The organism is Streptomyces rimosus (assembly GCF_008704655.1).
In the GTDB taxonomy this organism is placed as follows: Bacteria; Actinomycetota; Actinomycetes; order Streptomycetales; family Streptomycetaceae; genus Streptomyces; species Streptomyces rimosus.
Genome location: NZ_CP023688.1, coordinates 1,765,256 through 1,790,996, shown reverse-complemented (window position 1 = coordinate 1,790,996; position 25,741 = coordinate 1,765,256). Strand labels below are relative to the sequence as shown.

Annotated in this window: 25 protein-coding genes; 16 read left to right on the top strand and 9 right to left on the bottom strand. The window is 73.0% G+C overall.

What is annotated here, in order from left to right:
- Positions 1–10: 10 nt before the first annotated feature.
- Positions 11–865: a nitrilase-related carbon-nitrogen hydrolase gene (locus CP984_RS07305; protein WP_003981988.1), complete on the top strand. Its 855-nt coding sequence runs from the start codon at positions 11–13 to the stop codon at positions 863–865.
- Positions 862–2,211, top strand: a complete 1,350-nt coding sequence (locus CP984_RS07300) for an aspartate aminotransferase family protein (RefSeq protein WP_003981987.1) — start codon at positions 862–864, stop codon at positions 2,209–2,211. The genes CP984_RS07305 and CP984_RS07300 overlap by 4 nt, the downstream gene beginning before the upstream one ends.
- Positions 2,212–2,321: 110 nt before the next feature.
- On the opposite strand, the gene CP984_RS07295 is transcribed toward CP984_RS07300, so the two are convergent.
- Both CP984_RS07295 and CP984_RS07290 read right to left on the bottom strand, forming a co-directional pair.
- The gene (locus tag CP984_RS07295) at positions 2,322–2,525 is read right to left on the bottom strand and encodes a cold-shock protein (RefSeq protein ID WP_003981986.1); all 204 of its coding nucleotides are present in this window, start codon (positions 2,523–2,525) and stop codon (positions 2,322–2,324) included.
- 257 nt (positions 2,526–2,782) lie between these two features.
- Complete coding sequence (locus CP984_RS07290) at positions 2,783–3,838, bottom strand: NAD(P)-dependent alcohol dehydrogenase (RefSeq protein ID WP_003981985.1); 1,056 nt, start codon at positions 3,836–3,838, stop codon at positions 2,783–2,785.
- A 123-nt stretch (positions 3,839–3,961) separates the two neighbouring features.
- On the opposite strand from CP984_RS07290, the gene CP984_RS07285 reads away from it, so the two are divergent.
- Positions 3,962–4,840 carry a helix-turn-helix domain-containing protein gene (locus CP984_RS07285; RefSeq protein ID WP_003981984.1) on the top strand — a complete coding sequence of 293 codons (879 nt, stop codon included), beginning with the start codon at positions 3,962–3,964 and terminating at the stop codon, positions 4,838–4,840.
- Positions 4,841–5,094: 254 nt separating this feature from the next.
- Complete coding sequence (locus tag CP984_RS07280; RefSeq protein ID WP_003981983.1) at positions 5,095–5,676, top strand: TerD family protein; 582 nt, start codon at positions 5,095–5,097, stop codon at positions 5,674–5,676.
- Between the two features lie 52 nt (positions 5,677–5,728).
- On the opposite strand, the gene CP984_RS07275 is transcribed toward CP984_RS07280, so the two are convergent.
- Complete coding sequence (locus CP984_RS07275; protein WP_003981982.1) at positions 5,729–6,307, bottom strand: TerD family protein; 579 nt, start codon at positions 6,305–6,307, stop codon at positions 5,729–5,731.
- A gap of 345 nt (positions 6,308–6,652) precedes the next feature.
- Here CP984_RS07275 and hydA point away from each other — a divergent pair, with 345 nt between their 5' ends.
- Genes hydA through CP984_RS07260 form a run of 3 tightly spaced genes read left to right on the top strand, consistent with a single transcriptional unit; the run spans position 6,653 to position 10,206 of the window.
- Positions 6,653–8,059, top strand: a complete 1,407-nt coding sequence (hydA, locus tag CP984_RS07270; protein WP_003981981.1) for a dihydropyrimidinase — start codon at positions 6,653–6,655, stop codon at positions 8,057–8,059.
- 11 nt (positions 8,060–8,070) lie between these two features.
- Positions 8,071–9,072, top strand: coding sequence for a TIGR03842 family LLM class F420-dependent oxidoreductase (locus CP984_RS07265; protein ID WP_003981980.1), 1,002 nt, complete (start codon positions 8,071–8,073; stop codon positions 9,070–9,072).
- Between the two features lie 27 nt (positions 9,073–9,099).
- Complete coding sequence (locus CP984_RS07260) at positions 9,100–10,206, top strand: NAD(P)/FAD-dependent oxidoreductase (RefSeq protein ID WP_003981979.1); 1,107 nt, start codon at positions 9,100–9,102, stop codon at positions 10,204–10,206.
- Between the two features lie 356 nt (positions 10,207–10,562).
- Here CP984_RS07260 and CP984_RS07255 read toward each other — a convergent pair whose 3' ends face one another.
- The 3 genes from CP984_RS07255 to CP984_RS07245 form a co-directional block, all read right to left on the bottom strand.
- Entirely contained in the window at positions 10,563–11,750 is a 1,188-nt protein-coding gene (locus CP984_RS07255; protein WP_050498803.1) for an MFS transporter, read from the bottom strand.
- 3 nt (positions 11,751–11,753) lie between these two features.
- The gene (locus CP984_RS07250; RefSeq protein WP_003981976.1) at positions 11,754–12,821 is read right to left on the bottom strand and encodes a lipoate--protein ligase family protein; all 1,068 of its coding nucleotides are present in this window, start codon (positions 12,819–12,821) and stop codon (positions 11,754–11,756) included.
- 104 nt (positions 12,822–12,925) lie between these two features.
- Positions 12,926–13,693 carry an SIR2 family NAD-dependent protein deacylase gene (locus CP984_RS07245; RefSeq protein ID WP_043978891.1) on the bottom strand — a complete coding sequence of 256 codons (768 nt, stop codon included), beginning with the start codon at positions 13,691–13,693 and terminating at the stop codon, positions 12,926–12,928.
- A gap of 171 nt (positions 13,694–13,864) precedes the next feature.
- On the opposite strand from CP984_RS07245, the gene CP984_RS07240 reads away from it, so the two are divergent.
- From CP984_RS07240 to CP984_RS07225, 4 genes are all read left to right on the top strand, one after another.
- A complete protein-coding gene (locus CP984_RS07240; RefSeq protein WP_003981974.1) occupies positions 13,865–15,709 on the top strand; it encodes a gamma-glutamyltransferase family protein in 1,845 nt (614 codons plus the stop codon).
- 91 nt (positions 15,710–15,800) lie between these two features.
- Positions 15,801–16,697, top strand: coding sequence for an inositol monophosphatase family protein (locus tag CP984_RS07235; protein WP_003981973.1), 897 nt, complete (start codon positions 15,801–15,803; stop codon positions 16,695–16,697).
- Between the two features lie 49 nt (positions 16,698–16,746).
- Entirely contained in the window at positions 16,747–18,156 is a 1,410-nt protein-coding gene (locus CP984_RS07230; protein WP_031024430.1) for a phytoene desaturase family protein, read from the top strand.
- Between the two features lie 97 nt (positions 18,157–18,253).
- Positions 18,254–19,039 (top strand): ArsR/SmtB family transcription factor, encoded by a 786-nt coding sequence (locus tag CP984_RS07225; protein WP_003981971.1) that lies wholly within the window; start codon positions 18,254–18,256, stop codon positions 19,037–19,039.
- A gap of 8 nt (positions 19,040–19,047) precedes the next feature.
- On the opposite strand, the gene CP984_RS07220 is transcribed toward CP984_RS07225, so the two are convergent.
- Both CP984_RS07220 and CP984_RS07215 read right to left on the bottom strand, forming a co-directional pair.
- Entirely contained in the window at positions 19,048–19,956 is a 909-nt protein-coding gene (locus tag CP984_RS07220) for a PDR/VanB family oxidoreductase (RefSeq protein ID WP_003981970.1), read from the bottom strand.
- 24 nt (positions 19,957–19,980) lie between these two features.
- Positions 19,981–20,610 (bottom strand): pyridoxamine 5'-phosphate oxidase family protein, encoded by a 630-nt coding sequence (locus CP984_RS07215; protein ID WP_003981969.1) that lies wholly within the window; start codon positions 20,608–20,610, stop codon positions 19,981–19,983.
- 158 nt (positions 20,611–20,768) lie between these two features.
- Between CP984_RS07215 and CP984_RS07210 the strand changes: the two genes are divergently transcribed.
- The 3 genes from CP984_RS07210 to CP984_RS07200 all read left to right on the top strand — a co-directional run bounded on the left by CP984_RS07210 (position 20,769) and on the right by CP984_RS07200 (position 22,564).
- On the top strand, positions 20,769–21,392 hold the full coding sequence (locus CP984_RS07210; protein ID WP_003981968.1) for a TetR/AcrR family transcriptional regulator: 624 nt from the start codon (positions 20,769–20,771) through the stop codon (positions 21,390–21,392).
- A gap of 85 nt (positions 21,393–21,477) precedes the next feature.
- Complete coding sequence (locus CP984_RS07205) at positions 21,478–22,035, top strand: GNAT family N-acetyltransferase (protein ID WP_003981967.1); 558 nt, start codon at positions 21,478–21,480, stop codon at positions 22,033–22,035.
- A gap of 7 nt (positions 22,036–22,042) precedes the next feature.
- Positions 22,043–22,564, top strand: coding sequence for an O-acetyl-ADP-ribose deacetylase (locus CP984_RS07200; protein WP_003981966.1), 522 nt, complete (start codon positions 22,043–22,045; stop codon positions 22,562–22,564).
- A gap of 31 nt (positions 22,565–22,595) precedes the next feature.
- On the opposite strand, the gene CP984_RS07195 is transcribed toward CP984_RS07200, so the two are convergent.
- Positions 22,596–23,357, bottom strand: a complete 762-nt coding sequence (locus tag CP984_RS07195; RefSeq protein ID WP_003981965.1) for a GNAT family N-acetyltransferase — start codon at positions 23,355–23,357, stop codon at positions 22,596–22,598.
- A gap of 300 nt (positions 23,358–23,657) precedes the next feature.
- On the opposite strand from CP984_RS07195, the gene CP984_RS07190 reads away from it, so the two are divergent.
- Together CP984_RS07190 and CP984_RS07185 are read left to right on the top strand one after the other, a co-directional pair.
- On the top strand, positions 23,658–25,133 hold the full coding sequence (locus CP984_RS07190; RefSeq protein ID WP_003981964.1) for a DNA-3-methyladenine glycosylase 2: 1,476 nt from the start codon (positions 23,658–23,660) through the stop codon (positions 25,131–25,133).
- A 7-nt stretch (positions 25,134–25,140) separates the two neighbouring features.
- Positions 25,141–25,722, top strand: a complete 582-nt coding sequence (locus CP984_RS07185) for a methylated-DNA--[protein]-cysteine S-methyltransferase (protein WP_003981963.1) — start codon at positions 25,141–25,143, stop codon at positions 25,720–25,722.
- Positions 25,723–25,741 lie beyond the last annotated feature (19 nt).

The window sequence follows — 25,741 nt, the reverse complement described above, 5'->3', positions numbered from 1 at the left end:
GGAGCAGCTCATGGCCGATGTTGTCCGTAACGTCGTACGCGCCGCACTGGTTCAGGCGTCCTGGACCGGCGACACCGAATCGATGATCGCGAAGCACGAGGAACACGCCAGGGCGGCGGCCGCGCAGGGCGCGCAGGTGATCGGCTTCCAAGAGGTCTTCAACGCCCCGTACTTCTGCCAGGTCCAGGAGCCGGAGCACTACCGCTGGGCCGAGCCGGTACCGGACGGCCCCACCACCCGCCGGATGCAGGAACTGGCCCGGGAGACCGGCATGGTGATCGTGGTGCCGGTCTTCGAGGTCGAGCAGTCCGGCTTCTACTACAACACCGCGGCCGTCATCGACGCCGACGGCACCGTGCTCGGCACCTACCGCAAGCACCACATCCCGCAGGTCAAGGGCTTCTGGGAGAAGTACTACTTCAAGCCGGGCAACCTGGGCTGGCCGGTCTTCGAGACCGCCGTGGGCCGGATCGGCGTCTACATCTGCTACGACCGCCACTTCCCCGAGGGCTGGCGCCAGCTGGGCCTGAACGGCGCCCAGCTCGTCTACAACCCGTCCGCCACCTCCCGCGGCCTGTCCGCCTACCTGTGGCAGCTGGAACAGCCCGCCGCCGCGGTCGCCAACGAGTACTTCGTCGCCGCGATCAACCGCGTCGGCGTCGAGGAGTACGGCGACAACGACTTCTACGGGACGAGCTACTTCGTCGATCCGCGCGGGCAGTTCGTCGGCGAGGTCGCCAGCGACACCAAGGAGGAGCTGGTCGTCCGCGACCTGGACTTCGGCCTCATCGACGAGGTGCGGCAGCAGTGGGCCTTCTACCGGGACCGCCGGCCCGACGCGTACGAGGGGCTGGTCCGGCCGTGAGGGCCCCGGAGGCCGGACCGGGCGCTCAACCGGACACCGGGCCGGCCCCCACCGGCCTGCACGCCCGGCACCGCGCCGTGCTGCCCGACTGGCTCACGCTGCTGTACGAGCGGCCCATCGAGCTGACGCACGGCGAGGGACGCCACGTCTGGGACGCGGACGGCAACCGCTACCTGGACTTCTTCGGCGGCATCCTCACCACCATGACCGCCCACGCGCTGCCCGAGGTCGCCAAGGCGGTCGCCGAGCAGGCGGGCCGCATCCTGCACACCTCGACGCTCTACCTGTCCCGCCCGATGGTGGACCTGGCGGAGCGGATCGCCGCGCTCTCCGGCATCCCGGACGCCCGGGTCTTCTTCACCACGTCCGGTACGGAGGCCAACGACACCGCGCTCCTGCTGGCGACGGTGTACCGGCGCTCCAACCAGATCCTGGCGATGCGCAACAGCTACCACGGCCGGTCCTTCTCGGCCATCGGCGTCACGGGCAACGCCGGCTGGTCGCCGACCGGCCTGTCCCCGCTCCAGACGCTGTACGTACACGGAGGTGTGCGCACCCGCGGCCCGTACGCGGGGCTGTCCGACGCCGCGTACATCGACGCCTGCGTCGCCGACCTGGAGGACCTGCTCGGCCAGACGGCGGGCGTCGCGGCGCTGATCGCCGAGCCGGTGCAGGGCGTCGGCGGCTTCACCTCACCGCCCGACGGGCTGTACGCGGCCTTCCGCGAGGTGCTCGACCGGCACGGCATCCTGTGGATCGCGGACGAGGTGCAGACCGGCTGGGGCCGGACCGGCGACCACTTCTGGGGCTGGCAGGCGCACGCCGGCAACGGGCCGCCGGACCTGCTCACCTTCGCCAAGGGGATCGGCAACGGCATGTCCGTCGGCGGCGTCGTCGCCCGCGCCGAGGTGATGAACTGCCTGGGCGCCAACTCCATCTCCACCTTCGGCGGCAGCCCGGTCACCATGGCGGCGGCCCTGGCCAACCTCGACCACCTCCTGGCCCACGACCTCCAGGGCAACGCCCGGCGCGTCGGCGGCCTGCTCATCGAGCGGCTGCGGGCGGCCTGCGCGGGGCTGCGGGTCGTACGGGAAGTGCGCGGACGCGGCCTGATGATCGGCGTCGAGCTGGTCGCGCCCGGCACGGACGAGCCGTCGCCGCGGGCGGCGGGCCTCGTCGTGGAGGCCGCCCGCGAGCGCGGCCTGCTGATCGGCAAGGGCGGCCTGTCGGGCTCCGCCCTGCGCATCGCGCCACCGCTGTCGCTGACGGTCGAGGAGGCGGAGACGGGAGCGCGCATCCTCGCGGAGGCGCTGCGGGAGGCGGAGCGGGGAATGACGGCGGGATAAGCGGCGGCATCGGGCATGTCCGGCCCCGAACCGGCACGAGCCGGAACGCCACCCGTTCGGGCGTTCCGGCTCGTGCCGTGTTGTCGCTCCGCCGTCCGAAGCCGGGCGGCTCAGGCGAGGACGATGTTCTCCGCCTGCGGGCCCTTGTGGCCCTGCGTGACATCGAAGCTGACCTTCTGGCCTTCCTGCAGCTCACGGAAGCCCTGGGCCTGGATGTTGGAGTAGTGCGCGAAGACGTCGGCGCCGCCGCCGTCCTGCTCGATGAAGCCGAAGCCCTTTTCGGAGTTGAACCACTTCACGGTGCCGGTTGCCATGTCCCTATCCTTCGATCGAGGCAGTTGAGGATTCCGCACGGCGCGGTCTCCAGGGTCGCCGCAATTGAGCCCATCCGGATGTGACCGGCAGAAACAGAAGGCGCCCGACGGACACATCCCGTCAGGCGCACATGACGTTCATGGGTACCAAAACTGCAACTGGAGCGACCGTAGCACGCGATCGGTGATCGTACCGGTACCGACCGTGACCCCCGGGTGTCGGCCGTGTGGCGGCACCCGGGGCGCGGGCCCGGCCGTCAGATCGTCGCGGTGTCGATCACGAAGCGGTAGCGGACGTCGCTGGCGAGCACCCGCTCGTACGCCTCGTTGATCCGGTCGGCGGAGATCACCTCGATCTCCGAGGTCAGCCCGTGCTCACCGCAGAAGTCCAGCATCTCCTGGGTCTCCTGGAGGCCGCCGATCAGCGAACCGGCCAGCGAGCGGCGGTTGCCGATCAGGGCGAACGGGGCGATCGGCAGCGGGTGCTCCGGCGCGCCGAGCTGGACGAGGGTGCCGTCGGTGCGCAGCAGGCCCAGGTAGGCGTTCAGGTCGAGCTGCGCGGAGACGGTGTTGACGATCAGGTCGAAGCTGCTCGCCAGCTCCTCGAAGGTCGCCGGGTCGGACGTGGCGTAGTAGTGGTCGGCGCCGAGCCGCAGGCCGTCGTCCTTCTTGCGCAGCGACTGGCTCAGTACGGTGACCTCCGCGCCCATCGCGTGCGCGATCTTGACGCCCATGTGGCCGAGGCCGCCGATGCCCACGACGGCGACCTTCTTGCCGGGGCCGGCCTTCCAGTGCGCCAGCGGCGAGTAGAGGGTGATGCCGGCGCACAGCAGCGGCGCGGCGGCGTCGAGCGGCAGGCTGTCCGGGATGCGCAGGGCGTAGTTCTCGTCGATGACGAGGTGGGTGGAGTAGCCGCCCTGGGTGGCCAGGCCGTCCCGGCCGATGGCGTTGTACGTGCCGACCTGGCCCAGCTCGCCGGTGCAGTACTGCTGGAGGCCGGCCCGGCAGTTCTCGCACTCGCGGCAGGAGTCGACGAAGCAGCCGACGCCGACCCGGTCGCCGACCGCGTACCGGGTGACCTCGGGGCCGACCTCGCTGACCACGCCGGCGATCTCGTGGCCGGGGACGATGGGGAAGTTCCCGCCGTCGCCCCACTCCGCCCGCACGGTGTGGATGTCGGAGTGGCAGATGCCCGCGAACTTGATGTCGATGAGGATGTCGTGCGCGCCCAGCTCCCGGCGCTCGATGGTGGTGCGCTCCAGCGGAGCCTTCGGGGCGGGTGCTGCGTATGCGGGTACAGAGGTGCGGTTCATGCTCTCCAGGGTGGGGTTGCGTGCCCGGGGCAACCAGTGCCCTGCTGAACCTACGCTCGCCGGTCGTACCACTGCGAGAACCACCCTGGCCGTACCGCGGACGGCGCCCGTCATAATTCAGGGATGGACCAGCGCACCGAACTGAGCGAATTCCTCCGCTCCCGCCGCGCCAGGCTCCAGCCCGAGGATGTCGGTCTCGCCCCTCACGGCGGGCGGCGCAGGGTACCCGGCCTGCGGCGGGAGGAACTGGCGCAGCTGGCGGGGGTCAGCGTGGCGTATTACATACGGCTCGAACAGGGGCGGGGGCAGAACGTCTCCGCGGCCGTGCTGGACTCGATCTCGGACGTGCTGCGGCTGACCCGGGCCGAGCGCTCCCACCTGAGCCATCTGGCCAGGCCGGTCTCCCGGCGGCGCCGCCCGGCGCCCCGGCCGCAGCGGATGCGTCCGGCCTTGCAGGACCTGATCGACGCGATGGACGGTGTCCCCGCGTACGTGATCGGCCGGCGGCTGGACATCCTCGGCTGGAACCGGCTGGCCCGCGCGCTCCTCGGCGACTTCGCCGCGATGCCCGCCGAGGAGCGCAACATGGCCTGGCAGCTCTTCCTCGCTCCGGCGACGCGCGAGCTGTACGCCGACTGGGAGGGCAAGGCGGCGCACGTCGTGGCCCAGCTGCGCGGCGACGTCGGCCGGTTCCCGGACGACCCGAAGCTGTGCGCGCTGGTCGATGAGCTGTCCGCGAAGAGCGCGGACTTCCGGCGGATCTGGGCGGCCCACGACGTCCAGGACAAGGGGTTCGGCCGCAAGCGGCTGACGCACCCGCTGGTGGGAAGCCTGTCGCTGGCGTACGAGACGCTCGCCCTGCCGGCCGATCCGGACCAGCAGCTGGTCACCTACCACGCCGAGCCCGGGTCCGCTTCGGCGCTGGCGCTGCGGCGGCTGGCGCAGTGGTCGGCGGAGCCTCAGGCGCGCCGGGCGGAGGGGCCGGCGGAGCGGGTGGCCTGATACCGGGAAAGCCGCCGACGCGGTCTGTTGTGCGCGCGCCCGGCTGGGTACCGTACGACTGGGCCCCGCTGTGAGTATTCCGGCGGGGCCCGCCAAGTGTCCGGTCGGGCGGCGTCCGTCCGGTTTCCACCCCGCGGCCCTGCTTCTTTACTTCGTCATTACCTCTACAGTGCTGTAGATTTGCGATTCCCGGCCGGTGGCGGCGGCCGCCGCTCTGCCCGGGGCATGCCATCCCGACGCAGGAGTGACAGCACATGACCGTGAACCTGGACAAGGGTCAGAAGATCAGTCTGAGCAAGTCCGGCGGGGGCGAACTCAGCGTGGTCCGCATGGGCCTGGGCTGGCAGGCCGCCGCCCGCAAGGGCTTCCTCGCCAAGCTGATGGCCCGCGAGATCGACCTGGACGCCTCCGCCGTGCTGTTCGCCGGTCAGGAGCCCGTCGACGTCGTCTTCTTCCAGCACCTGATCAGCGACGACGGCTCCGTGCGGCACACCGGGGACAACCTGGTGGGCGGCGCGGGACAGGGCGGCGACGACGAGGTGATCTACGTCGATCTCCAGCGGGTGCCCGCCCATATCGACCAGATCGTCTTCACGGTGAACTCCTTCACCGGGCAGACCTTCGCCGAGGTGCAGAACGCGTTCTGCCGCCTGGTCGACGAGAGCACCGGCCAGGAGCTGGCCCGCTACACCCTCACCGGCGGCGGCCAGTACACCGCGCAGATCATGGCGAAGGTACGCCGGGCCGGCGGCGGCTGGGAGATGGCCGCCATCGGCGAGCCCGCGGCCGGCCGCACCTTCCAGGACCTGATGCCGGCCATCGCCTCGCACCTGTAGGCGGGGCCCCGGGGGCGCGCCCTTCCCGGGCGCGCCCTTTCGCGTACCGGTATCAGCCGACGTTGACGCCGTAGTCGGTGGCGATACCGGCCAGCCCGGTCGCGTAACCCTGGCCGATGGCGCGGAACTTCCACTCGCCGCCGCGCCGGTAGAGCGCCCCGAAGACCATCGCCGTCTCGCCGGCGGCGTCGTACGACAGCTCGTAGCGGCACATCTCACGGCCCGTCAGGTTGTCCACGACGCGGATGTACGCGTCCTCGACCTGGCCGAAATTCTGCCCGCGCGCCTCGGCATCGTGGATGGAGACGGTGAAGACGACCTGGCCGGTCTGCTCGCCGAGGCGGTCCAGGTCGACCAGGATCTGCTCGTCGTCGCCGTCGCCCTCGCCGGTGAGGTTGTCGCCGGTGTGCCGGACCGCGCCGTCCGGGCTGGTCAGGTTGTTGTAGAAGACGAAGTGCGCGTCGGACAGGACACGCTGGTCGGGGCCGCAGACGACCGCCGAGGCGTCCAGGTCGAAGTCCGCGCCGCCGGCGGGCCGGGCGTCCCAGCCCAGGCCGACGGTGACGTCCGCGAGGGGAGTGCCGTCCTGGTTGAGGACGACGTTCTGGCCCTTGCTGAGGCTGACGCCCATGGTGCTGTGTCTCCTGTTGCGTATGCGGTTGGGTCCGGTGTGTCGGGTTTTCCCACCGGGGCAACGCGGCGGCCCGCACCAAGGTTCCCGGATTGCGCAATCGATGAAGTTTTACGGGCGGCAACCGGGCACGTCCCACCGGTTCCCGCTGAACCGCGGTCATGGTGTTGCCACGGTGGGTGACATGCTTCTACGGTCAGCTGCACGGCCGCGTTCTACGGGTGTAGACCGGCCGTGACGCGGCGTCACCCGGGACGCGCCGCCCGGCCGGCCGACCACGCCGGGCCGTGTCCCTTCCGGCGCCGCCGAGCACCTGTGCTGTGTGTGGAAGGGAGAGCCGGAAGCATGAGCCGAACAGTCGTCCGCGGCGGTCTGGTCGTCACCGCCGCCGATGAGATCCATGCCGATGTCCTGGTCGAGGACGGCAGGATCGCCGCCCTCGCCGCGCACGGCACGACCACCGCCGAGAGCTGGGCCGAGGGCGCCGACCGCACCATCGACGCCACCGGCAAGTACGTCATCCCGGGCGGCGTGGACGCCCACACCCACATGGACTTCCCGTTCGGCGGGACGTCCTCCTCCGACACCTTCGAGACCGGCACCCGGGCAGCGGCCTGGGGCGGCACGACCACCATCGTCGACTTCGCAGTCCAGACGCGCGGCCGGGCACTGCGCGAGGGCCTGGACGCCTGGCACGCCAAGGCCGATGCCCAGTGCGCCGTCGACTACGCCTTCCACATGATCCTCTCCGATGTGAACGAGCACGCGCTCAAGGAGCTGGACCTGCTGGTCGAGGAAGGCGTCACCTCCTTCAAGCTGTTCACCGCCTACCCGGGCGTCTTCTACAGCGACGACGGCCAGATCCTGCGCGCCATGCAGCGTTCGGCGGCCAACGGCGGGCTGGTCATGATGCACGCCGAGAACGGCATCGCGATCGACGTCCTGGTCGAACAGGCCCTGGCGGAAGGGCGCACCGACCCCCGCTACCACGGCGAGGTGCGCAGAGAGCTGCTGGAGGCCGAGGCCACCCACCGTACGATCCAGCTCGCCCGGGTCGCCGGCGCGCCGCTGTACGTCGTGCACGTCTCGGCCGAGGAAGCCGTCGCCGAACTGGCGCAGGCCCGCGACAAGGGGCTGAACGTCTTCGGCGAGACCTGCCCGCAGTATCTGTTCCTGTCCACCGACAACCTGGCCGAGCCGGACTTCGAGGGCGCCAAGTACGTGTGCAGCACACCGCTGCGGCCGCGGGAGCACCAGGCGGCACTGTGGCGCGGGCTGCGCACCAACGACCTCCAGGTGGTCTCCACCGACCACTGCCCGTTCTGCTTCAAGGGCCAGAAGGAGCTGGGCCGCGGCGACTTCTCCAAGATCCCCAACGGGCTGCCGGGCGTCGAGCACCGGATGGACCTGCTCCACCAGGGCGTGGTGGACGGGCACATCAGCCGCCGCCACTGGATCGAGATCGCCTGTGCCACACCGGCCCGGATGTTCGGCCTCTACCCCAAGAAGGGCACCATCGCGCCCGGTTCGGACGCCGACCTCGTCATCTACGACCCGGCCGCCGAACAGGTCCTCTCGGCCGCCACCCACCACATGAACGTCGACTACTCCGCGTACGAGGGGCGCACCGTCACCGGCCGCGTGGAGACCGTCCTCTCGCGCGGCGAGACCGTGATCGACGAGCGGCGCTACACCGGGCGCGCGGGGCACGGCCAGTACACCCCGCGCGGCACCTGCCAGTACCTGAACTGAAGGAGGCCGAGATGGACTTCGGAGTCGTCCTGCAGACCGACCCGCCCGCATCCGACGTCGTCACCACCATGCGCCGCGCCGAGCGCCAAGGCTTCCGCTACGGCTGGACCTTCGACTCCTCCGTCCTGTGGCAGGAGCCGTTCGTCATCTACAGCCGCATCCTGGAGCACACCGAACGCCTCATCGTCGGCCCGATGGTCACCAATCCCTCCACCCGCACCCCCGAGGTCACCGCCTCCACCTTCGCCACCCTCAACGACATGTACGGCAACCGCACCGTCTGCGGCATCGGACGCGGCGACTCGGCGATGCGGGTGGCGGGCCGCGCCCCCAACACGCTGGCCCGCCTCGGCGAGTCGATCCGTGTCATCCGCGACCTCGCGGAGGGCCGGGAGGCGGACGTGGGCGGCCACACCCTGCGCATCCCGTGGGTGCGCGACGGGCGGCTGCCGGTGTGGATGGCCGCGTACGGGCCGAAAGCCCTGAAGATGACCGGGGAGCTGGCGGACGGCTTCATCCTCCAGCTGGCCGACCCGTTCCTGACGGAGTGGATGGTCAAGGCGGTCCGCGACGCCGCGACGGCGGCCGGCCGCGACCCGTCCGACGTGACGATCTGCGTCGCCGCGCCCGCCTACGTGGGCGACGACCTCGCGCACGCCCGCGAGCAGTGCCGGTGGTTCGGCGGCATGGTCGGCAACCACGTCGCGGACCTGGTCAAACGGTACGGCGAGCACTCCGGCATGGTGCCCGAGGCGCTCACCTCGTACATCAAGGAACGCGCGGGCTACGACTACGCCCACCACGGCCGCTCCGGCAACCCCGACACCGCGTTCGTGCCGGACGAGATCGTGGACCGCTTCTGCCTGCTCGGGCCGCCCGCGGCCCAGCTGGAGAAGCTGCACCGGCTGCGGGAGCTGGGCGTCGACCAGTTCGCGCTGTACGCGATGCACGACGCGCGGGACGCCACCATCGACGCGTACGGCGAACGGATCATTCCGGAGTTCGCGGGCTGAGAGCCCGTCAGGGGAGGGGAGACGGACATGCGCGTCGCCGTGGTGGGTGCGGGCATCGTGGGCGCGAGCACCGCCTGGCACGCGGCCGGGCTGGGCGCGGACGTCGTGCTGGCGGGCCGGGCCCAGCCCGGCGAGGCGACCGCGGCCGGCGCGGGCATCGTCTGCCCCTGGGCCTCCGAGAACGACGACCCGGACTGGTTCCGCGCCGCCGCGGAAGGGGCGCGGTACTACCCGGGCCTGGTCGCCGAACTGACCGAGGCGGGCGAGCGCAGCCTCGGCCACCGCACCGTCGGCGCGCTCGCCCTGGCCGCCGACGACGCGGACCTGTACCGCATCCGGCAGCTCGTGCTGGAACGGCGGCGCGACGCCGCGGACACCGGCGAGGTGGATCTGCTCGACACGTCCGCGGCCCGCTCGCTGTTCCCACCGCTGGCGCCCGGCCTGCATGCCGTACGGATAGCCGCCGGCGCCCGCGTCGACGGCGGCCGGCTGCGCGACGCGCTGCTGCGGCAGGCGCGGTGGCGGGGCGCGGACGTACGCTCCGGGCGCGCGGCACTGCTCCGTACGGGCGACCGCGTCACCGGCGTCGAGGTGGACGGCGAGCGCATCGCAGCGGACGCGGTCGTCGTCGCGGCCGGGGCCTGGGCGCCGGAGCTGCTGGCGCCGGTGGGCATCACCGTACGGATCGCGCCGCAGCGCGGGCAGATCGCGCACCTGTCGCTGCCCGGCGCCGGCACCGGGCGCTGGCCCGTCGTCATGCCCCGCGCCACCGGGCACTACCTCGTCCCGTTCGACGGCTCGCGGGTCGTGGCGGGCGCCACGCGCGAGTCCGGCACCGGCTTCGACCACCGGGTGACGGCCGGGGGACTGGCCGAGGTGCTGGCCGAGGCCCTGGCGGTCGCGCCCGGCCTGGCGGACGCCACCCACCTGGAGACGCGCGTCGGCTTCCGCCCCGTCGGCCCGGACTTCCGCCCGCTGCTCGGCCGGGTCCCGGGCCTGGACGGTCTGATCGTCGCCGACGGCCTCGGCCCGACCGGGCTGACCGTCGGCCCCTGGGCGGGCCGGGTGGCCGCGCTGCTGGCCACGGGCGCGGACCCGGGGCTCGACCTGGGGGCGTACGACCCGGTGCGCTGACCGGCGCACGGTTCCGGCGGGGGCGCGCAGGACGCGCGAAGGCGCTCGGGGGCGCGCACCAACTCACCCGCCTCTCCCAACTCTTTGCCCACTCCTGATGCTCCCCATACGAGGCGGCCTTGGAGCCCGGCGGCCGATACGGGGACCATGGAGGTATGAGGCGCCCCCCATTGGAGACACATCTCGGAACCGGTATCCGTACGACGTCGGCTTCGGCCGGCCGGCTCTCCCACGTGCGGTGGATCGCCGGCGGCACCGGAGCGGGCAAGAGCACCCTGGCGATAATCCTGGCGCGGCGGCACGGCGCCGTCATCTACCGCGGTGACCTGGCCCAGCACACCTGGCTGCCGCGCTGCTCACCCCGGCAGCACCCGCACTTCCACGCCGCCCGCGACGAGCCGCCCGGCTCCCTGTGGGACAGCCGCGACCCCGACGAGGCGTGCGGGTTCGCTCAGCGCGTGGTTGCCGAAACCTTTGCCTTCGAGGTCGAGGACCTGCTCGCGATGCCCACCGACCGGCCCGTCCTGGTGGACTGGTTCGGCAACCTGCCGAGCCAGATCGCGCCCCTGCTCACCCGCCCCGACCAGGCGGTCTTCCTGCTCCCCACCCCGGAGTTCCGCCTGGCCGCACTGCGCTCCCGGCGCAGCGTCCCGGTGCGCTCCCTGGTCAGCTGGGGCAGCGGGACCCCGGAAGCCACGCTGGCCCAGCGGCTGGCCCGGGACGAGCTGTGGGATGCGGAGGTCCGCCGTCAGGCGGCCGCCCACGGGAACACGGTCATCACCATGGACGGCGGCCGGCCGGCCACCGACCTCGCGGACGAGGTGGCGGAGCGGTTCCGGCTGGGGACGGCGGCTTAGGCCGGCGCCGCGCCGGCTCTTTCTGCTCTGCTTGGGCGACGGCGACCGTGCCGTCCAGTCCGCCGGCGCGCTCAGCAGGACCACCGCGGGCACCCACGCCAGCGCCGTCCGGCTCCCCTCGGCGGCGGCGAGATGGGCGAAGACCGCCGCGCCGACCGCGCCGCCCGCCATGTCGAGGCTGGTGAGCCAGGACATCGTCCCGGTGACCTCGCCCTCCTGCGCGAGGTCGCTGCCCACCGTACGCAGCGTGCCGAAAACCGAACCGAGGACCAGACCGGCCACCGGGCCGAGGACGAGGACGGCGACCGGGGAGAGCCCGGCGCCCAGGGCGAGCGCGCCGCCCCCGGCCGCGAAGACGAGGAGCAGAACGGAGAGTTTGGGCCCGCGGGCCAAGAAGCCGGGCATGGTGCCCAGGACGAGGCTGCCCAGCACGCTGCCGATGGACAGGGCGCTCGGACAGGCGCCGGTGGACACCGCCGCGTCGTGTTCCTTCGCGTAGACCGGCAGCAGTACGTCGGTGGCGGTCACCGCCAGGACGAAGAGGCCGTCCGCGATCAGCAGGCGCCGCAGGGGCGCGGAGGTGAGCGGCCCGAGCCGGTGCCGCCGCCCGGCCGGCCGAGCCGGGACCTCGGTGTCGAGCAGCAGGCACACGACGAAGGCGGTCAGGGGCAGCCGCCCCCCTGCCACCTGCTACGGCACCCGCGCAGTCCACTCCGGCGAGCTGAACTTGCCGCCCGCCAGTTCCTGCGCCCGCTCCATCTCCTCCGGGGTGACCGCCCCGTCGCTGCCGCCGTACCGCGCGCGGAACGAACCGATCATCCGCTCGATGACCTCGGCACGCGGCAGTCCGGTCTGCCGGCGCAGCGGGTCCACCCGCTTCTTCGCGCTGCGGGTGCCCTTGTCCGACAGCTTCTCCTTGCCGATCCGCAGGACCTCGACCATCTTGTCCGCGTCGATGTCGTACGACATGGTCACGTGGTGCAGCACCGCCCCGTCACCGGCCACCATGCGTTTCTGCGCGGCGCCGGCGATCTTCCCGGCGTCCGTCGCGATGTCGTTGAGCGGCTTGTACCAGGCGTTGATGCCCATGTCGCCGAGGGCGGTCAGCACCCAGTCGTCCAGATAGGCGTAGCTCTCGGCGAAGGTCAGCCCCTGCACGAGGGAGGCGGGTACGCACAGGGAGTAGGTGATGGTGTTGCCGGGCTCGACGAACATCGCGCCCCCGCCGCTGATCCGCCGCACCACCGTCACGCCGTGCCGCGCGGCGCCCTCCGGGTCCACCTCGTTGGCCAGGGACTGGAAGCTGCCGATGATGACCGCCGGGCGGTCCCACTCCCACACCCGCAGCGTCGGCGGCCGACGCCCGGCGGCCACCTCGGCGGTCAGTACCTCGTCCAACGCCATGTGCAGCGCGGGCGGTTGGGGCGCCTCGTGGATGATCTGCCAGTCGAAGTCCGTCCAGTCGGTGGCCTGCGCGACCGCGCGGCGCACCGCGATGCCGACCGCCTCCGAGGTGAACCCGAACAGCACCGCCCCGGGCGGCAGCGCCGCGTCGATCCGGGCCGCCAGCCCGCGCGCGTCGGTGTCCGCCGGGGCGCCCTCCAGCGCCGCGTCGATGGCGCCCAGCGCCTCGTCCGGCTCCAGGAAGAAGTCCCCCGCGACATGGACGTCGCGCAGCGCCCCGCCCGTCACGTCGAGATCGACGACCACCAGCTTGCCGCCCGGCACCTTGTACTCACCGTGGTGCTTGCCCTGCACGGCGCATCCTCCCGCTGTCCTGTTCCCGGCGCACGGCCCGGCGGCCGGCAGCCGGGTCAACCGTAGCGTTGCCGGTTTCATTTCCGGCAAAGGGGGCGGTCCGGTCAGGGGGCCAGCGTGGCGAGCAGCTCCGGGAGGGCGGTGCCGATGGGGGTGCGGATGGTCTCGGCGGCGAGTTCGTCGTACGGGGTGGGCTCGGCGTTCACGATGATCAGCCGGGCGCCGTGCTCGGCGGCCAGGCCCGCGAGCGAGGCGGCGGGCTGCACCTGGAGGCTGGTCCCCACCGCGATGAAGACATCGGCGGCCTGGGCGACGCTGACGGCCGTACCGAGCACCTCCGGGTCGAGGCGTTCGCCGAACATGACGGTGGCCGACTTCAGGATGCCGCCGCAGCCGGTGCACGCCGGGTCGGGGTCGCCCGCGGCCACCCGCTCCAGGGCCTCGGACATCGGCGACCGGGCGCCGCAGCCGGTGCAGAGCACGGTGCGCGCGGTGCCGTGCAGTTCGAGCACCTTGCGGTCGGGTACGCCCGCGAGCTGGTGCAGCCCGTCGACGTTCTGCGTGATGACGCGGACCGGAACGCCGGAGCGCTCCAGCCGGGCGATCGCCTCATGGGCGGCGTTCGGCCGGGCCCGCAGGGCGGGACCGTCCTGCCGCATCCGCCAGGAACGGCGCCGGATCTCCGGATCGTTCATGTAGTACTCGTACGTCACCAGCTTCTCGGCCTCCGGGTCCTGCCGCCACAGGCCGTTCGGGCCGCGGTAGTCCGGGATGCCGGAGTCGGTGGAGATGCCGGCGCCGCTGAGGATCGCCACCAAGGGGCGTCGCGGGGCGTTGTGGGGCGCGGGGCTGGTGGGGGCCGTACCGGTCATGGTGCGAGCGTAGGCGGAGGGCGGCCGGGGCGGCGAACGGATTTGCGACGGACCCGCGGGCCGGCCGATGTGACCAGGACGCGGCCCGCTCACGGGCATGGCCGGCGCTTCCATGGGGGAGAGGGCGGACAGAAGACCCCCGACCGCGCCCGTACGCACGTGAGGAGCCCCGTGTTCACCACCCGCCCCACCCTTCAGGGAACCTTCGGTATGGCCGCGACCACGCACTGGCTGGCCTCGCAGTCCGCGATGGGCGTGCTGGAGGACGGTGGCAACGCCTTCGACGCGGCGGTGGCCGCCGGGTTCGTGCTGCATGTCGTCGAGCCGCATCTGAACGGGCCGGCGGGTGAGGTGCCCGTGATCATCGCGCCTGTGGACGGGGCGGTGCGGGTGCTGTGCGGGCAGGGGCCGGCGCCGGCCGGGGCGAGCGTGGCGCACTACACCTCGCTGGGGCTCGGGCTGGTGCCCGGCACCGGGCCGCTCGCCGCCGCCGTCCCCGGCGCGTTCGACGCATGGATGCTGCTGCTCCGTGATTACGGTACGAGGACGCTGGGGGAGGTGCTGAAGTACGCCATCGGGTACGCGGAGCACGGGCACCCGGCGGTCGAGCGGGTGGGCCGGACGGTGGCGACGGTCCGGGAGCTGTTCGAGACGGAGTGGATATCGTCCGCCGAGATCTATCTGCCGGACGGGCGGCCGGTGGCGCCCGGCGGGCTGCTCAGGAACCGGCCGCTGGCGGCCACCTGGCGCCGTCTGATCAGCGAGTCCGAGGCCGCGGCGGCGGGCCGGGAGGCGCAGATCGACGCCGCCCGGCGGATCTGGCGCGAGGGCTTCATCGGCGAGGCGCTGGCCGCGTTCGCCGCCCGTCCCGCCATGGACACCTCCGGTGAGCGGCACGCGGGCACGTTGACGGGCGATGACCTGGCGGCCTTCTCCGCTACGTACGAGGACCCGGTGACGTACGACTGGAACGGGTGGACGGTGGCGAAGGCGGGGGGCTGGTCGCAGGGGCCCGCTCTGCTCCAGCAGCTCGCTCTGCTGCCGCCGGAGCTGCCCGCGTACGGGAGTCCCGAATATGTGCACCTGCTGGTCGAGGGGTGCAAGCTCGCCATGGCCGACCGTGAGGCGTGGTACGGCGACGCGGCCGAGGTGCCGGTCGCGGCGCTGCTGAGCGATGACTACAACGCGGCGCGGCGGGCGCTGATCGGCGAGCACGCCTCGTACGAGCTGCGGCCCGGCAGCCCGGACGGCCGTACGCCGCGGCTGAGCAAGCACGCCCTGGCCGTCGCGGCGGGCGAGGACGCCGGCGAGGCGCCGGGCGCCGCCGGTGCGGGCGAGCCGACGGTGGCGACGGCCGACCGTCCCGGCGCGGCTCCCGCCATCGCGCCCGAGGTCGACCGGAGCGGCGCCACGCGCGGCGACACCTGCCACATCGACATCGTGGACCGCTGGGGCAACATGGTCTCCGCGACGCCCTCCGGCGGCTGGCTCCAGTCCAACCCGGTGGTCCCGGCGCTCGGGTTCCCGCTCGGCACGCGCCTCCAGATGGCCTGGCTGGAGGAGGGGCTGCCCAACTCGCTCACCCCGGGGCGCCGTCCGCGCACCACGCTCACGCCCTCGCTGGCGCTGCGCGACGGGGTTGCGGTGATGGCGTTCGGTACGCCCGGCGGTGACCAGCAGGACCAGTGGCAGATGCACTTTCTCCTCGCCGCGACGCTGCGCGCGCCGGTACGCGGCGGCCTCGACCTCCAGGGCGCCATCGACGCGCCGAACTGGCACAACGACTCCTTCCCCGGCTCGTTCTTCCCGCGCGCCATGGTGCCGGGCAGCGTCACGGTCGAGTCCCGTATCGGTCCGGACGTGATCGGGGAGCTGCGGCGGCGCGGGCACCGGGTGACGGTGGGCGACGCCTGGTCGGAGGGGCGGCTGTCGGCGGTGGCGCGGGACCCGGAGACGGGGGTGCTGTCGGCGGCGGCGAACCCGCGCGGGATGCAGGGGTACGCGGTCGGGCGGTAGACGGGGCGCGCCCCTCGGTCCCGGACGCCCGGCATCCGGAGTTCACCTCCTGTCCAGGCGCCGTGTCAGTGGGGCGTGGTTCGATGGAGTCATGATCGAAGCAATTCGTACGGACACGGGAGACACGACGGACGAGACGGGCGGCGCCTCCATACACACGGCGGACGAGGTGCTGCGCGCGCTGGACGCGGCCGCCGTCGAGGACGCCGTCCGCAAGGCGGCGGCGGCCGAGATCATGCCGCGGTTCCGGCAGCTCGCCGCCCACGAGGTGGTGGAGAAGAACGGCCCGCACGACCTCGTCACGGTCGCCGACCGGCTCGCCGAGGAGCAGCTGACCGCCGCCCTGACGAGCCTGCTGCCCGGCTCGCTGGTCGTCGGCGAGGAGGCGGTGCACGCCGACCCGGCCGTGCTCGGCGCGCTGCGCGGCGACGCGCCGGTGTGGATCGTCGACCCGGTCGACGGCACCCGCCAGTTCGTGCACGGCGACCCGGGCTTCGCCACGCTCGTCACCCTGGCGCTGCGCGGCGAACTGCTCGCCTCCTGGACGTACGCCCCCGCCCTGGACCTGATGGCGGTCGCCCGCCGCGGCGCGGGCGCCGAGCTGAACGGGCAGCCGCTGCGCCCCGGCTCCCCGGCGCCCGGCGCGGTGCTGGAGGTGGCGATATCGCACTACGACTTCACCGACGACGAGCAGAAGCGGGTCCTGGCCCTGCTGGAGACCGACGGCGTCGCCCCGCGCCCCTGCGGCTCGGCGGGCCTGGAGTATCTGCACATCGCGCGCGGCGAGCTGGACGCGGTGGCCTTCAGCTGGGAGAACGCCTGGGACCATGCGGCCGGGCTGCTGCTCGTCCACGAGACGGGCGGTGCGAGCGGCACGGTCGCCGGCGAGCCGTTCCGTATAGCCGGCGGCAACGCGCTGCCGTTCACCGCGGCCCGGGACGCGGCGACGGCCCGGCGTATCCTCGGACTGCTGGCGGCCGCCGACTGATCCTCAAGGGCGAGGGTCGCAGACGAGGGGAGTGGCGCAGGTGCCGACGATGCTCGATGCCGTGGTGATCGGGGCGGGCCCCAACGGGCTGACCGCGGCCGTCGAACTGGCCCGCCGCGGCATGGCCGTCGAGGTCTTCGAGGCGCACGCCACCATCGGGGGCGGCGCCCGTACCGAAGAGCTGACGCTGCCCGGCTTCCGGCACGACCCCTGTTCGGCGGTGCACCCGCTCGCCGCGGGCTCGCCCGCCTTCACCGCCATGGGCCTGGAGCGGTTCGGCCTGCAATGGCTGCACCCCGACATCCCGATGGCGCACCCCTTTCCCGACGGCACGGCCGCGGTGCTCGCCCGTTCCGTCGGCGAGACGGCGATGTCCCTCGGCGCGCACGACGCCGGCACGTACCGCAGACTCCTCGCGCCGTTCCTCGGCAAGTGGGACTCCCTGGCCGCGGACTTCCTGCGGACGCAGTGGCTCGGCCTGCCGCGCGACCCGGTGACGTACGCCAGGTTCGGCCTGGCCGCGGCCCAGCCGGTCGCGCTCCTCGACCGGCGCTTTCGGGATCAGAAGGCGCGCGGCCTGTTCGCCGGGCTCGCCGCCCATGTCATCGCCCCGCTCACCAGCCCCGGCACGGCCGGTGCCGCCATCATGTTCGCCCTCGCCGCGCACGCGGGCGGCTGGCCGGTCCCGCGCGGCGGCTCGCAGGCCGTCCCCGACGCCCTGGCCGCGCTGCTGCGCCTGCACGGCGGTGTCGTGCACACGGACTTCGAGGTCAAGCGGCTGGACGACCTGCCCCCGGCCCGTGCGTACATCTTCGACACCTCGCCGACCGCCCTCGCCCGGATCGCCGGGCTCGGCAACGCCTATCGCGGCGTACGGTACGGCCCCGGCGTCTTCAAGATCGACTACGCGCTGTCCGGCCCGGTGCCGTGGACCTCCGCCGAGGCCCGCCGGGCGGGCACCGTGCACCTCGGCCCCACCAGCGGCGAGATCGGCACCGCGCTGCGCGCCGCCGCCGACGGCCGCGCCCCGTCCGTACCGTTCCTGATCACCTCGCAGCCGAGCCTGATCGATCCCACCCGCGCCCCCGAGGGCAAACACACCTTCTGGGTGTACGGCCATGTCCCGCACGGCTGGGAGGGCGACGCCACGGAAGCGGTGGAACGCCAACTGGAGCGCTTCGCGCCCGGGTTCCGCGACCTGGTGCTGGCCCGCGCCGTCGCCGGACCGCCCCAGCTGGCCGCCCGCAACGCGAACTACGTCGGCGGCGACATCTGCGCCGGCTCCGCCGCGGGCCTCGGCCTGGTCATCCGCCCCAAGCTCGCCCGCAACCCGTACACCACCGCCCATCCGGCGGTCTTCCTGTGCTCCCAGTCCGCCCCGCCCGGCCCCGGCGTGCACGGCATGGCGGGGCACCACGCCGCCAGGGCGGTCTGGCGGCGCCTGCGACCCGTCCGCTGACCGGGCCGGCTCTCCCACCTGCTGAAACACCTCGTTTGCCACTCCCGGCTTGACGTGCAACCAAACGGTTGCCAATCTGAAGGTGAGGGGGTTGGCAATGGACGAGGTGTTCAAGGCGCTCGCCGACGCGAGCCGCAGGCGGCTGCTGGACCGGCTGAACGAGCGGAACGGGCAGAGCCTGCGCGAGCTGTGCGCGGGACTGGAGATGAGCAGGCAGGCGGTGTCCAAGCACCTGGCGGTGCTGGAGGGCGCGGGTCTGGTCACCACGGTCCGGCACGGCCGGGAGAGGCTGCACTACCTCAATCCCGTACCCATCCACGATCTTGCCGACCGCTGGATCGGCCGGTACGAGCGGGGCCGGATGGCCGCGCTCGGCAATCTGAAACACGCCCTGGAAGGAACGGCGATGAGCAAGCCCGAGTTCGTCTACACGATCTACATCCACACCACGCCCGAGAAGCTCTGGGAGGGCCTGACCAGCCCGGAGTTCCTGAAGCAGTACCACGGCGGCTGGGCGCCCTCCTCCGACTGGAAGGCCGGCTCGAAGGTGCTGTGGCCCATCGAGGACGGCGGCGAGCCGCAGGACCTCGGCCAGGTCGTCACCGAGTCGGAGCCCGGCAAGCGGCTCGCCTACACCTGGCACACGCTGCAGCCGATGCACCAGGAGATGTTCGGCATGAGCGACGCGGAGTTCGCCGAGGCGGTCAAGGAGCGCTCGAAGGTCGCCTTCGACATCGAGCCGGCCGAGGAGCCGGAGCTGGGCGTGAAGCTGACCATCACCCACGACGGCTTCGACTCGGCCGACTCCAAGATGCTGGAGGGCGTCAGCGGCGGCTGGATCATGATGCTGTCGGAGCTGAAGACGATCCTCGAAAGGGGCTGACCCGCCGCTCAGAGGTCCAGCACCAGCCGCGGCCCCAGCGCCCGCGACACGCAGGCGTACATCCGGCCCTCGGGGGCGCCTATGTCGTCCCGGTGCTCGGGCTCCCCGTCCAGGACGCGGAGTTCGCAACTGCCGCAGACGCCCTCGCGGCAGCCGGACGGCACCGGGAACCCGGCGTGGTTCAGGGCGTCCAGCAGCGATTCGTCGGCCGGCACCGGGACGGTACGCGCCGATCGCGCGCACACCGCGTCGAACGCCGTGTTGGGCGCGAACACCCTGGGCAGCGGCTGGAACCGCTCGGCGTGCAGCCGCCCGGCGGGGAAGGCGGCCTCCGCCGCCGCGAGCATGGAGGCCGGGCCGCAGCAGTAGACCAGGGTGCCGGGTTCCAGACCCGCCGCCAGTGCGTCGAAGTCCGGCCTGCCGTGCTCGCGGGTGGCGACGATACGTACGGCATCCCCGTAGGCGGCGCGCAGTTCACCGGCGAAGGGCATGGCGTCGACCGAAGGCCCCGCGTACACGAGCGAGGCCGGTATGCCCGCCGCGGTCGCCGCGCGCAGCATCGGCAGGACGGGCGTGATGCCGATCCCGCCCGCGAGGAAGAGGTAGCGCGGCGCGGGCACGAGGGGGAAGTGGTTGCGCGGCAGGGACACGTCCAGCGTGCGGCCCGGGCGCAGGAAGCGGTGGATGTATTCGGAGCCGCCCCGGCTGAGCGGGTCGTACCGTACGGCGACGCGGTAGGTCCCGCGGTCCGCGGGGTCGCCGCACAGGGAGTACTGCCGGGTCAGCCAGTTCGGCAGGGCCACGTCGACATGGGCGCCCGGCTCCCAGGGAGCCAGCGGGCCGTCGGCGCCGCGCAGCACGAGCGAGACGACGTCGTCGGTGACCGGGTCGAGGCGTTCGAGGAGGGTCCGCTGCATCGGTGAATTCCCTTTCCGGCAGGGTCAGAAGAGCTTCCGGTACGACTCTTCGAGGACGGCTTCGAAGTGCTGCGGGTCGATGTCGCCCCCGAACTGCGCGGCGGCGATCTCACCGACCGACGGCAGCTCGTCGGCGAGGGCCTGGCTCGCCGGGTCCCACAGCCGGGACCGCAGCAGCGCGCGGCCGCAGTGGAAGAATGCCTCGGTCACCTCCACGACGATCGCCAGCACCGGCGCCTTGGCCTCGGTGCGCATCCGGGCCAGCACATCGGGCTCGTCGGTGGGGTAGGCCCGGCCGTTGACCCGCAGCGTCTCCGACATCCCGGGCACCAGGAAGAGCAGCCCCACCTCGGGGTTCTCCGCGATGTTGCGGAACGAGTCGGCGATCCGGTTGCCCGGCCGGTCGGGTATCGCGAGCGTGTGCTCGTCGAGGACCTTCACGAACCCCGGGTAGTCGCCGCGCGGCGAGCAGTCGGCGCGTCCGGCCGCGTCCGCCGTGGCCAGCGACGCGAAGGGCGAGTGCGCGATGAAGCGGCGGGCGAACGCGTCGATGTGGTCGATCTTCTTGTTCTCCAGCATGGGCTCGGGCTCACCGAGCAGGGCGCGGACCTCGTCCGGGGGCAGCCGGCGGGGGCGGGTGGCTACCTGCGTCATGAAGGCTCCTTCCAGGAGGGGCGGCACGGCGGGGGCGCGGCGCGCCCGTACGCTCGACCGGCAGCGGCAACGGCCGCTCCGCCGCAGCTCATGACACTATTGTGAGTAATTGCTCAGGTCTCTGCCACTCGCATTCGAGAGGCTGCTCAGGAGGTGTCATGGCGCCGGACCACCGGGGACTAACGCCACGTAAACAGCCACGCCAGGCCCGCGCCGAAGCCACCCGGCAGCGCATCCTCACCGCGGCTGCTCACGTTTTCGCCGAGTACGGCTACGCCGCGGGGACCACCAACCGCATCGCAGCACGGGCGCGGGTCTCGATCGGATCGCTGTACCAGTACTACCCGAACAAGGACGCGATCCTGGCGGAGCTGCTGATCCGGCACCTCGACGCCGGGGCCGCCGCCGTCGGGGAGCGGCTGGACGGGCAGCTGCCCGACTCCCTCGAAGAGACCATCCGGCTCTTCGTCCGCACCTCGATCGACAACCACCTGGACGATCCCCAACTGCTGCGCGTCATGGCCGAACAGGGCCCCCGGACCCCGGAACTCCTGGACAAGGTCGCCCGGCACCACCGGGCGCGAGTCGCCTCCGTCCAGGCGCTGTTCGAGCGCCATCCGCAGGTCCGGGTGGCGGACACCCACGTCGCCGCCCGGCTCGCCGTGGCCACGATCGAACTCCTCGCCCACCAGCTCCTGGCGGCACCCGACCCCGTGGACGTCACCCGGTTCGAGAACGAGCTGGTGGCGATGCTCACCGGCTACCTCACGACGGAACGCTGACGGTACGGGCGCCCGCGGCACCGGCGGGCGCCGCGGCAGGAAATCCCGGTGCGGTCCGTCCGCCGCGCGTGGTAATCCCCTTGCCATGAGCGATCTTCAGACGGCACGGCTGGTGCTCCACCCGCTCACCGTCGCCGAGGCGGAGCGGCTGGCGGCGCGTACCCCGGCCGCCGGGGACCGGTGGGCGCCCGGCTATCCGGCGGACGGCGACGTCGAGTCCGCCACCGACTTCCTGCGGCGCTGCGCGGCCACCGGCAACCCGCGGCCCTTCGGCGACTACGAGATACGCCGCCGGGCGGACGGGCTGGTCATCGGCAGCCTGGGCTTCAACCGGCCGCCCGCCGCGGACGGCAGTGTGACCGTCGGCTACGGCCTGGTCCCCGCGGCACGCGGCCACGGATACGCCACGGAGGCCCTGCGCGAGCTGCTGCGCCTCGCCAGGGAACGCGGCGTCACCTGCGTCAAGGGCGACGCCGACCACGACAACGTCGCCTCCCAGCGCGTCATGGCCGCCGCCGGAATGCGGCCGGCGGGCGAGGACGAGCGGGTGAAGTACTTCGAGATCGCCTGGCCCGCCCCGGCGGCGAGTCCGGCCGGGCCCCCGGACCCGTCCGCCGCCGGCGACCGGGACACCGGGCCATGATGGACGTATGACCGCATCCGCACCCGCCCTCACCCTCGTCGCCGGCGACATCACCGAGCAGCCGGTCGACGCCGTCGTGAACGCCGCCAACTCCTCGCTGCTGGGCGGCGGGGGAGTGGACGGCGCGATCCACCGGCGCGGCGGCCCGGACATCCTGGCCGAGTGCCGCGCGCTCCGCGCCTCCCACTACGGCAAGGGCCTGCCCACCGGACAGGCCGTGGCGACCACGGCGGGCCGCCTGCCGGCCCGCTGGGTGATCCACACCGTCGGCCCGGTCTGGGCGAAGTCCGAGGACCGCTCGGACCTGCTCGCCTCCTGCTACCGCGAGTCGCTGCGGGTCGCCGACGAGCTGGGCGCCCGCACCGTCGCCTTCCCGGCGATCTCCGCCGGGATCTACCGCTGGCCGCTGGACGACGCGGCCCGTATCGCGGTCGGGACGGTACGGGCCGCGAAGACGTCCGTGGCGGAGGTGCGCTTCGTCCTGTTCGACGAGCGGGCCTACCAGGCGTTCGCCGCGCAGGTGGGCTGACCGGCCGCGAAGCGGGCCCGCCGGGCGCGGCTCAGTGCCAGGCGAACCGCGCCGACACGCACGGGTCCTCGTTGCGGTACCCGAGCCGGTCGTAGAGCCGCTCGGCGGGCGCGTTGTCGGCCAGCTGCCACAGCGTGCAGAAGCCGTGCCGCCGTACGGTGTGCCGGGTCAGCCACGAGGTCAGCGCGGCCCCGAGGCCCTGGCCGCGCTGGGCGGCGTCGGTCGCGACCGACGCCATCAGCGGCGCGCCGCTGTCCCGCAGGCTGCTCATCGCGCCGCACGCCACCAGCCGCCCGTCCGCGTCGCGGATACCGGCCCACAGGCTCACGTCCGCCGAACCGGGGCCCGTCGAATGGGCCGGACTGTGCTCGTTGAGGAAGGCGAGCAGCTCCCCGTGATGGCTCTCGTCGAGCGCGACCACGCGGTCCTCCGCCGGGTGGACGGCCGGTTCCTCCAGCGTCCAGCGGAAGACCCACTCGACCACGTCCGTCACCGCGAGATGGCGGCCGACCAGCGTCTCGGTGCCGCGCGGCCCGGTGAACTCCCGTACGCCGTCGGGAAAGCCCTGCGCCGCACGCAGCACGAGACCGGCGGCGGCGTCCGCCTCGCCGACGCTCCATACGTGCCCGCGGACGGCGTCGAGCCAGGCGACGGCGCCGGTGTTGCACCAACTGGTCCGGTCGGCGGGCCGCTGCCGCGCGGCGCCGAAACGCAGGAGGGCGGCGCCCTCCTGGAGCTGAAGGCCCTGGGTGAACAGGTCCTCGGTCCGGGGGAGAAGAGTCGTTGCCTGCATCACTCTCTGAGAAGGACGTAGCGGAGGGAACGACTCCGGACACGCTGGAGGCGCGGCCGGAACCGTTCGTCTGAAGTAGGGGGTCCCGGCAGCGGCAGCGCACGCGTGCGCGCCCGGCCAACCGGGTCGCCCACTCTCGCACACCGCCCCCGGACCGGCGCAAATTCGCGGCGAGTGCCGTATGCCACGTCGGGTTGGACCGCCATTTCCGCCCTCTTATCTCCGGACCGCCGCAGGTCACCGAACACTGATGTCGGAAAACCGCCAGCCCGGCGCCCGCGGCTGCCCGATCCTGGACCCATGCACACCGACTTCGAGCGCTGTCTGCGCGCCGTCCGGTCCAAGGACGCCCGGTTCGACGGGTGGTTCTACACGGCGGTACGCACCACGCGCATCTACTGCCGCCCCAGCTGCCCGGTCGTGCCGCCCAAACCCGAGAACATGACCTTCTACCCGAGCGCCGCCGCCGCGCAGCAGGCCGGCTACCGCGCCTGCAAACGGTGCCGCCCGGACGCCAGCCCCGGATCGCCGCAGTGGGACGAGCGCGCCGACTGCGTCGCGCGCGCCATGCGGCTGATCGCCGACGGCGTCGTGGACCGCGAGGGCGTGCCGGGGCTGGCCGCCCGCCTCGGCTACAGCACCCGCCAGGTCGAGCGGCAGCTGCTCGCCGAGCTCGGCGCCGGGCCGCTCGCGCTGGCCCGCGCGCAGCGCGCCCAGACCGCGCGGCTGCTCATCGAGACCACCGAACTGCCCATGGCCGACGTGGCGTTCGCCGCCGGCTTCGCCAGCATCCGCACCTTCAACGACACGGTGCGGGAGGTGTTCGCGCTCGCGCCCACCGAACTGCGGCGGCGCGCCCGGCCGGGCACCGGCGCGGCGGCCCTGCCCGGCACACTCGCCCTGCGGCTGCCCTTCCGGCAGCCGCTGTGCCCGGACAACCTCTTCGGACACCTGGCCGCGACCGCCGTGCCGGGCGTGGAGGAGTGGCGGGACGGCGCGTACCGGCGCACGCTCGCCCTCCCGTACGGACACGGCATCGTCGCCCTCACCCCGCGCGCCGACCACATCGAATGCCGGCTCTCCCTGACCGACCTGCGCGATCTGGCGGGGGCCATCGCCCGCTGCCGCCGGATGCTCGACCTGGACGCCGACCCGGAGGCGGTGGACGGGCTGCTGGGCGAGGACCCCGTACTGGCCCCGCTGGTCCGCAAGGCACCGGGGCGGCGGGTGCCGCGCACGGTGGACGCGGACGAGTTCGCGGTACGGGCCGTCCTGGGCCAGCAGGTGTCCACCGCCGCGGCGCGTACGCACGCGGGCCGGCTGGTCACCGCGTACGGCCGGAAGATCGACGACCCGGCGGGCGGCCTCACCCACCTCTTCCCGGCCCCCGCCGAGCTGGCCGCACTGGACCCCGAGACGCTCGCCATGCCGCGCACCCGGCGCGCCACCCTCACCACGATGATCACCGCTCTCGCCGACGGTACCGTCCAGCTCGGCGTCGGCAGCGACCGCGACCGGGCCCGCGCCCAGCTGGCGGCGCTGCCCGGCGTGGGCCCCTGGACCGTCGAATGCATCGCCATGCGGGCCCTCGGCGACCCCGACGCGTTCACACCGACCGACCTGGGCCTGCGCCGCGCCGCCGCCGGCCTCGGACTGCCGGCCACCCCGGCGGCGCTGATACGGCACTCGGCACGCTGGCGCCCGTGGCGCGCGTACGCCGTCCAGTACCTCTGGGCCACCGACGACCACCCCATCAACCACCTCCCCACCGACTGAGGCCACCATGCCCACACCCGGTTCCGCACCCTCTTGCGCACCCGCTCCCGACGGCGGCACACGCCGCCACGCCCTGCTGCCCGACACGCCGTACGGCCCGCTGACCCTCGTGGCCGAGGGCGACGCGCTCGTCGGCCTCTACATGACCGACCAGCGCCACCGCCCGCCCCAGGAGTCCTTCGGTCTGCCGGAGGACATCACGGAGCCGCCCTTCGCGGCGGTCGTCCAGCAACTGCGCGCCTACTTCGACAGCACGCTCACCGACTTCGACCTGCCCCTCGCCCCACGGGGCACGCCCTTCCAGCGCCGCGTCTGGGACGCCCTGCGCGAGATCCCGTACGGCGCGACACTCTCGTACGGACAGCTCGCCGAACGCCTCGGCAAGCCCTCCGCCGCCCGCGCGGTCGGCCTGGCCAACGGCAAGAACCCGATCGGCATCATCATCCCCTGCCACCGCGTCATCGGGGCGAGCGGCAGCCTCACGGGCTACGGCGGTGGGCTGGACCGCAAGCGCCGGCTGCTGTCCTTCGAGCGGGGCGGCGCCGAGCGGGGAGACGGCGTGCGGGGGCAGGAGCCGCTGTTCGAGTGAGGCGAGGGGCCATCCGCAC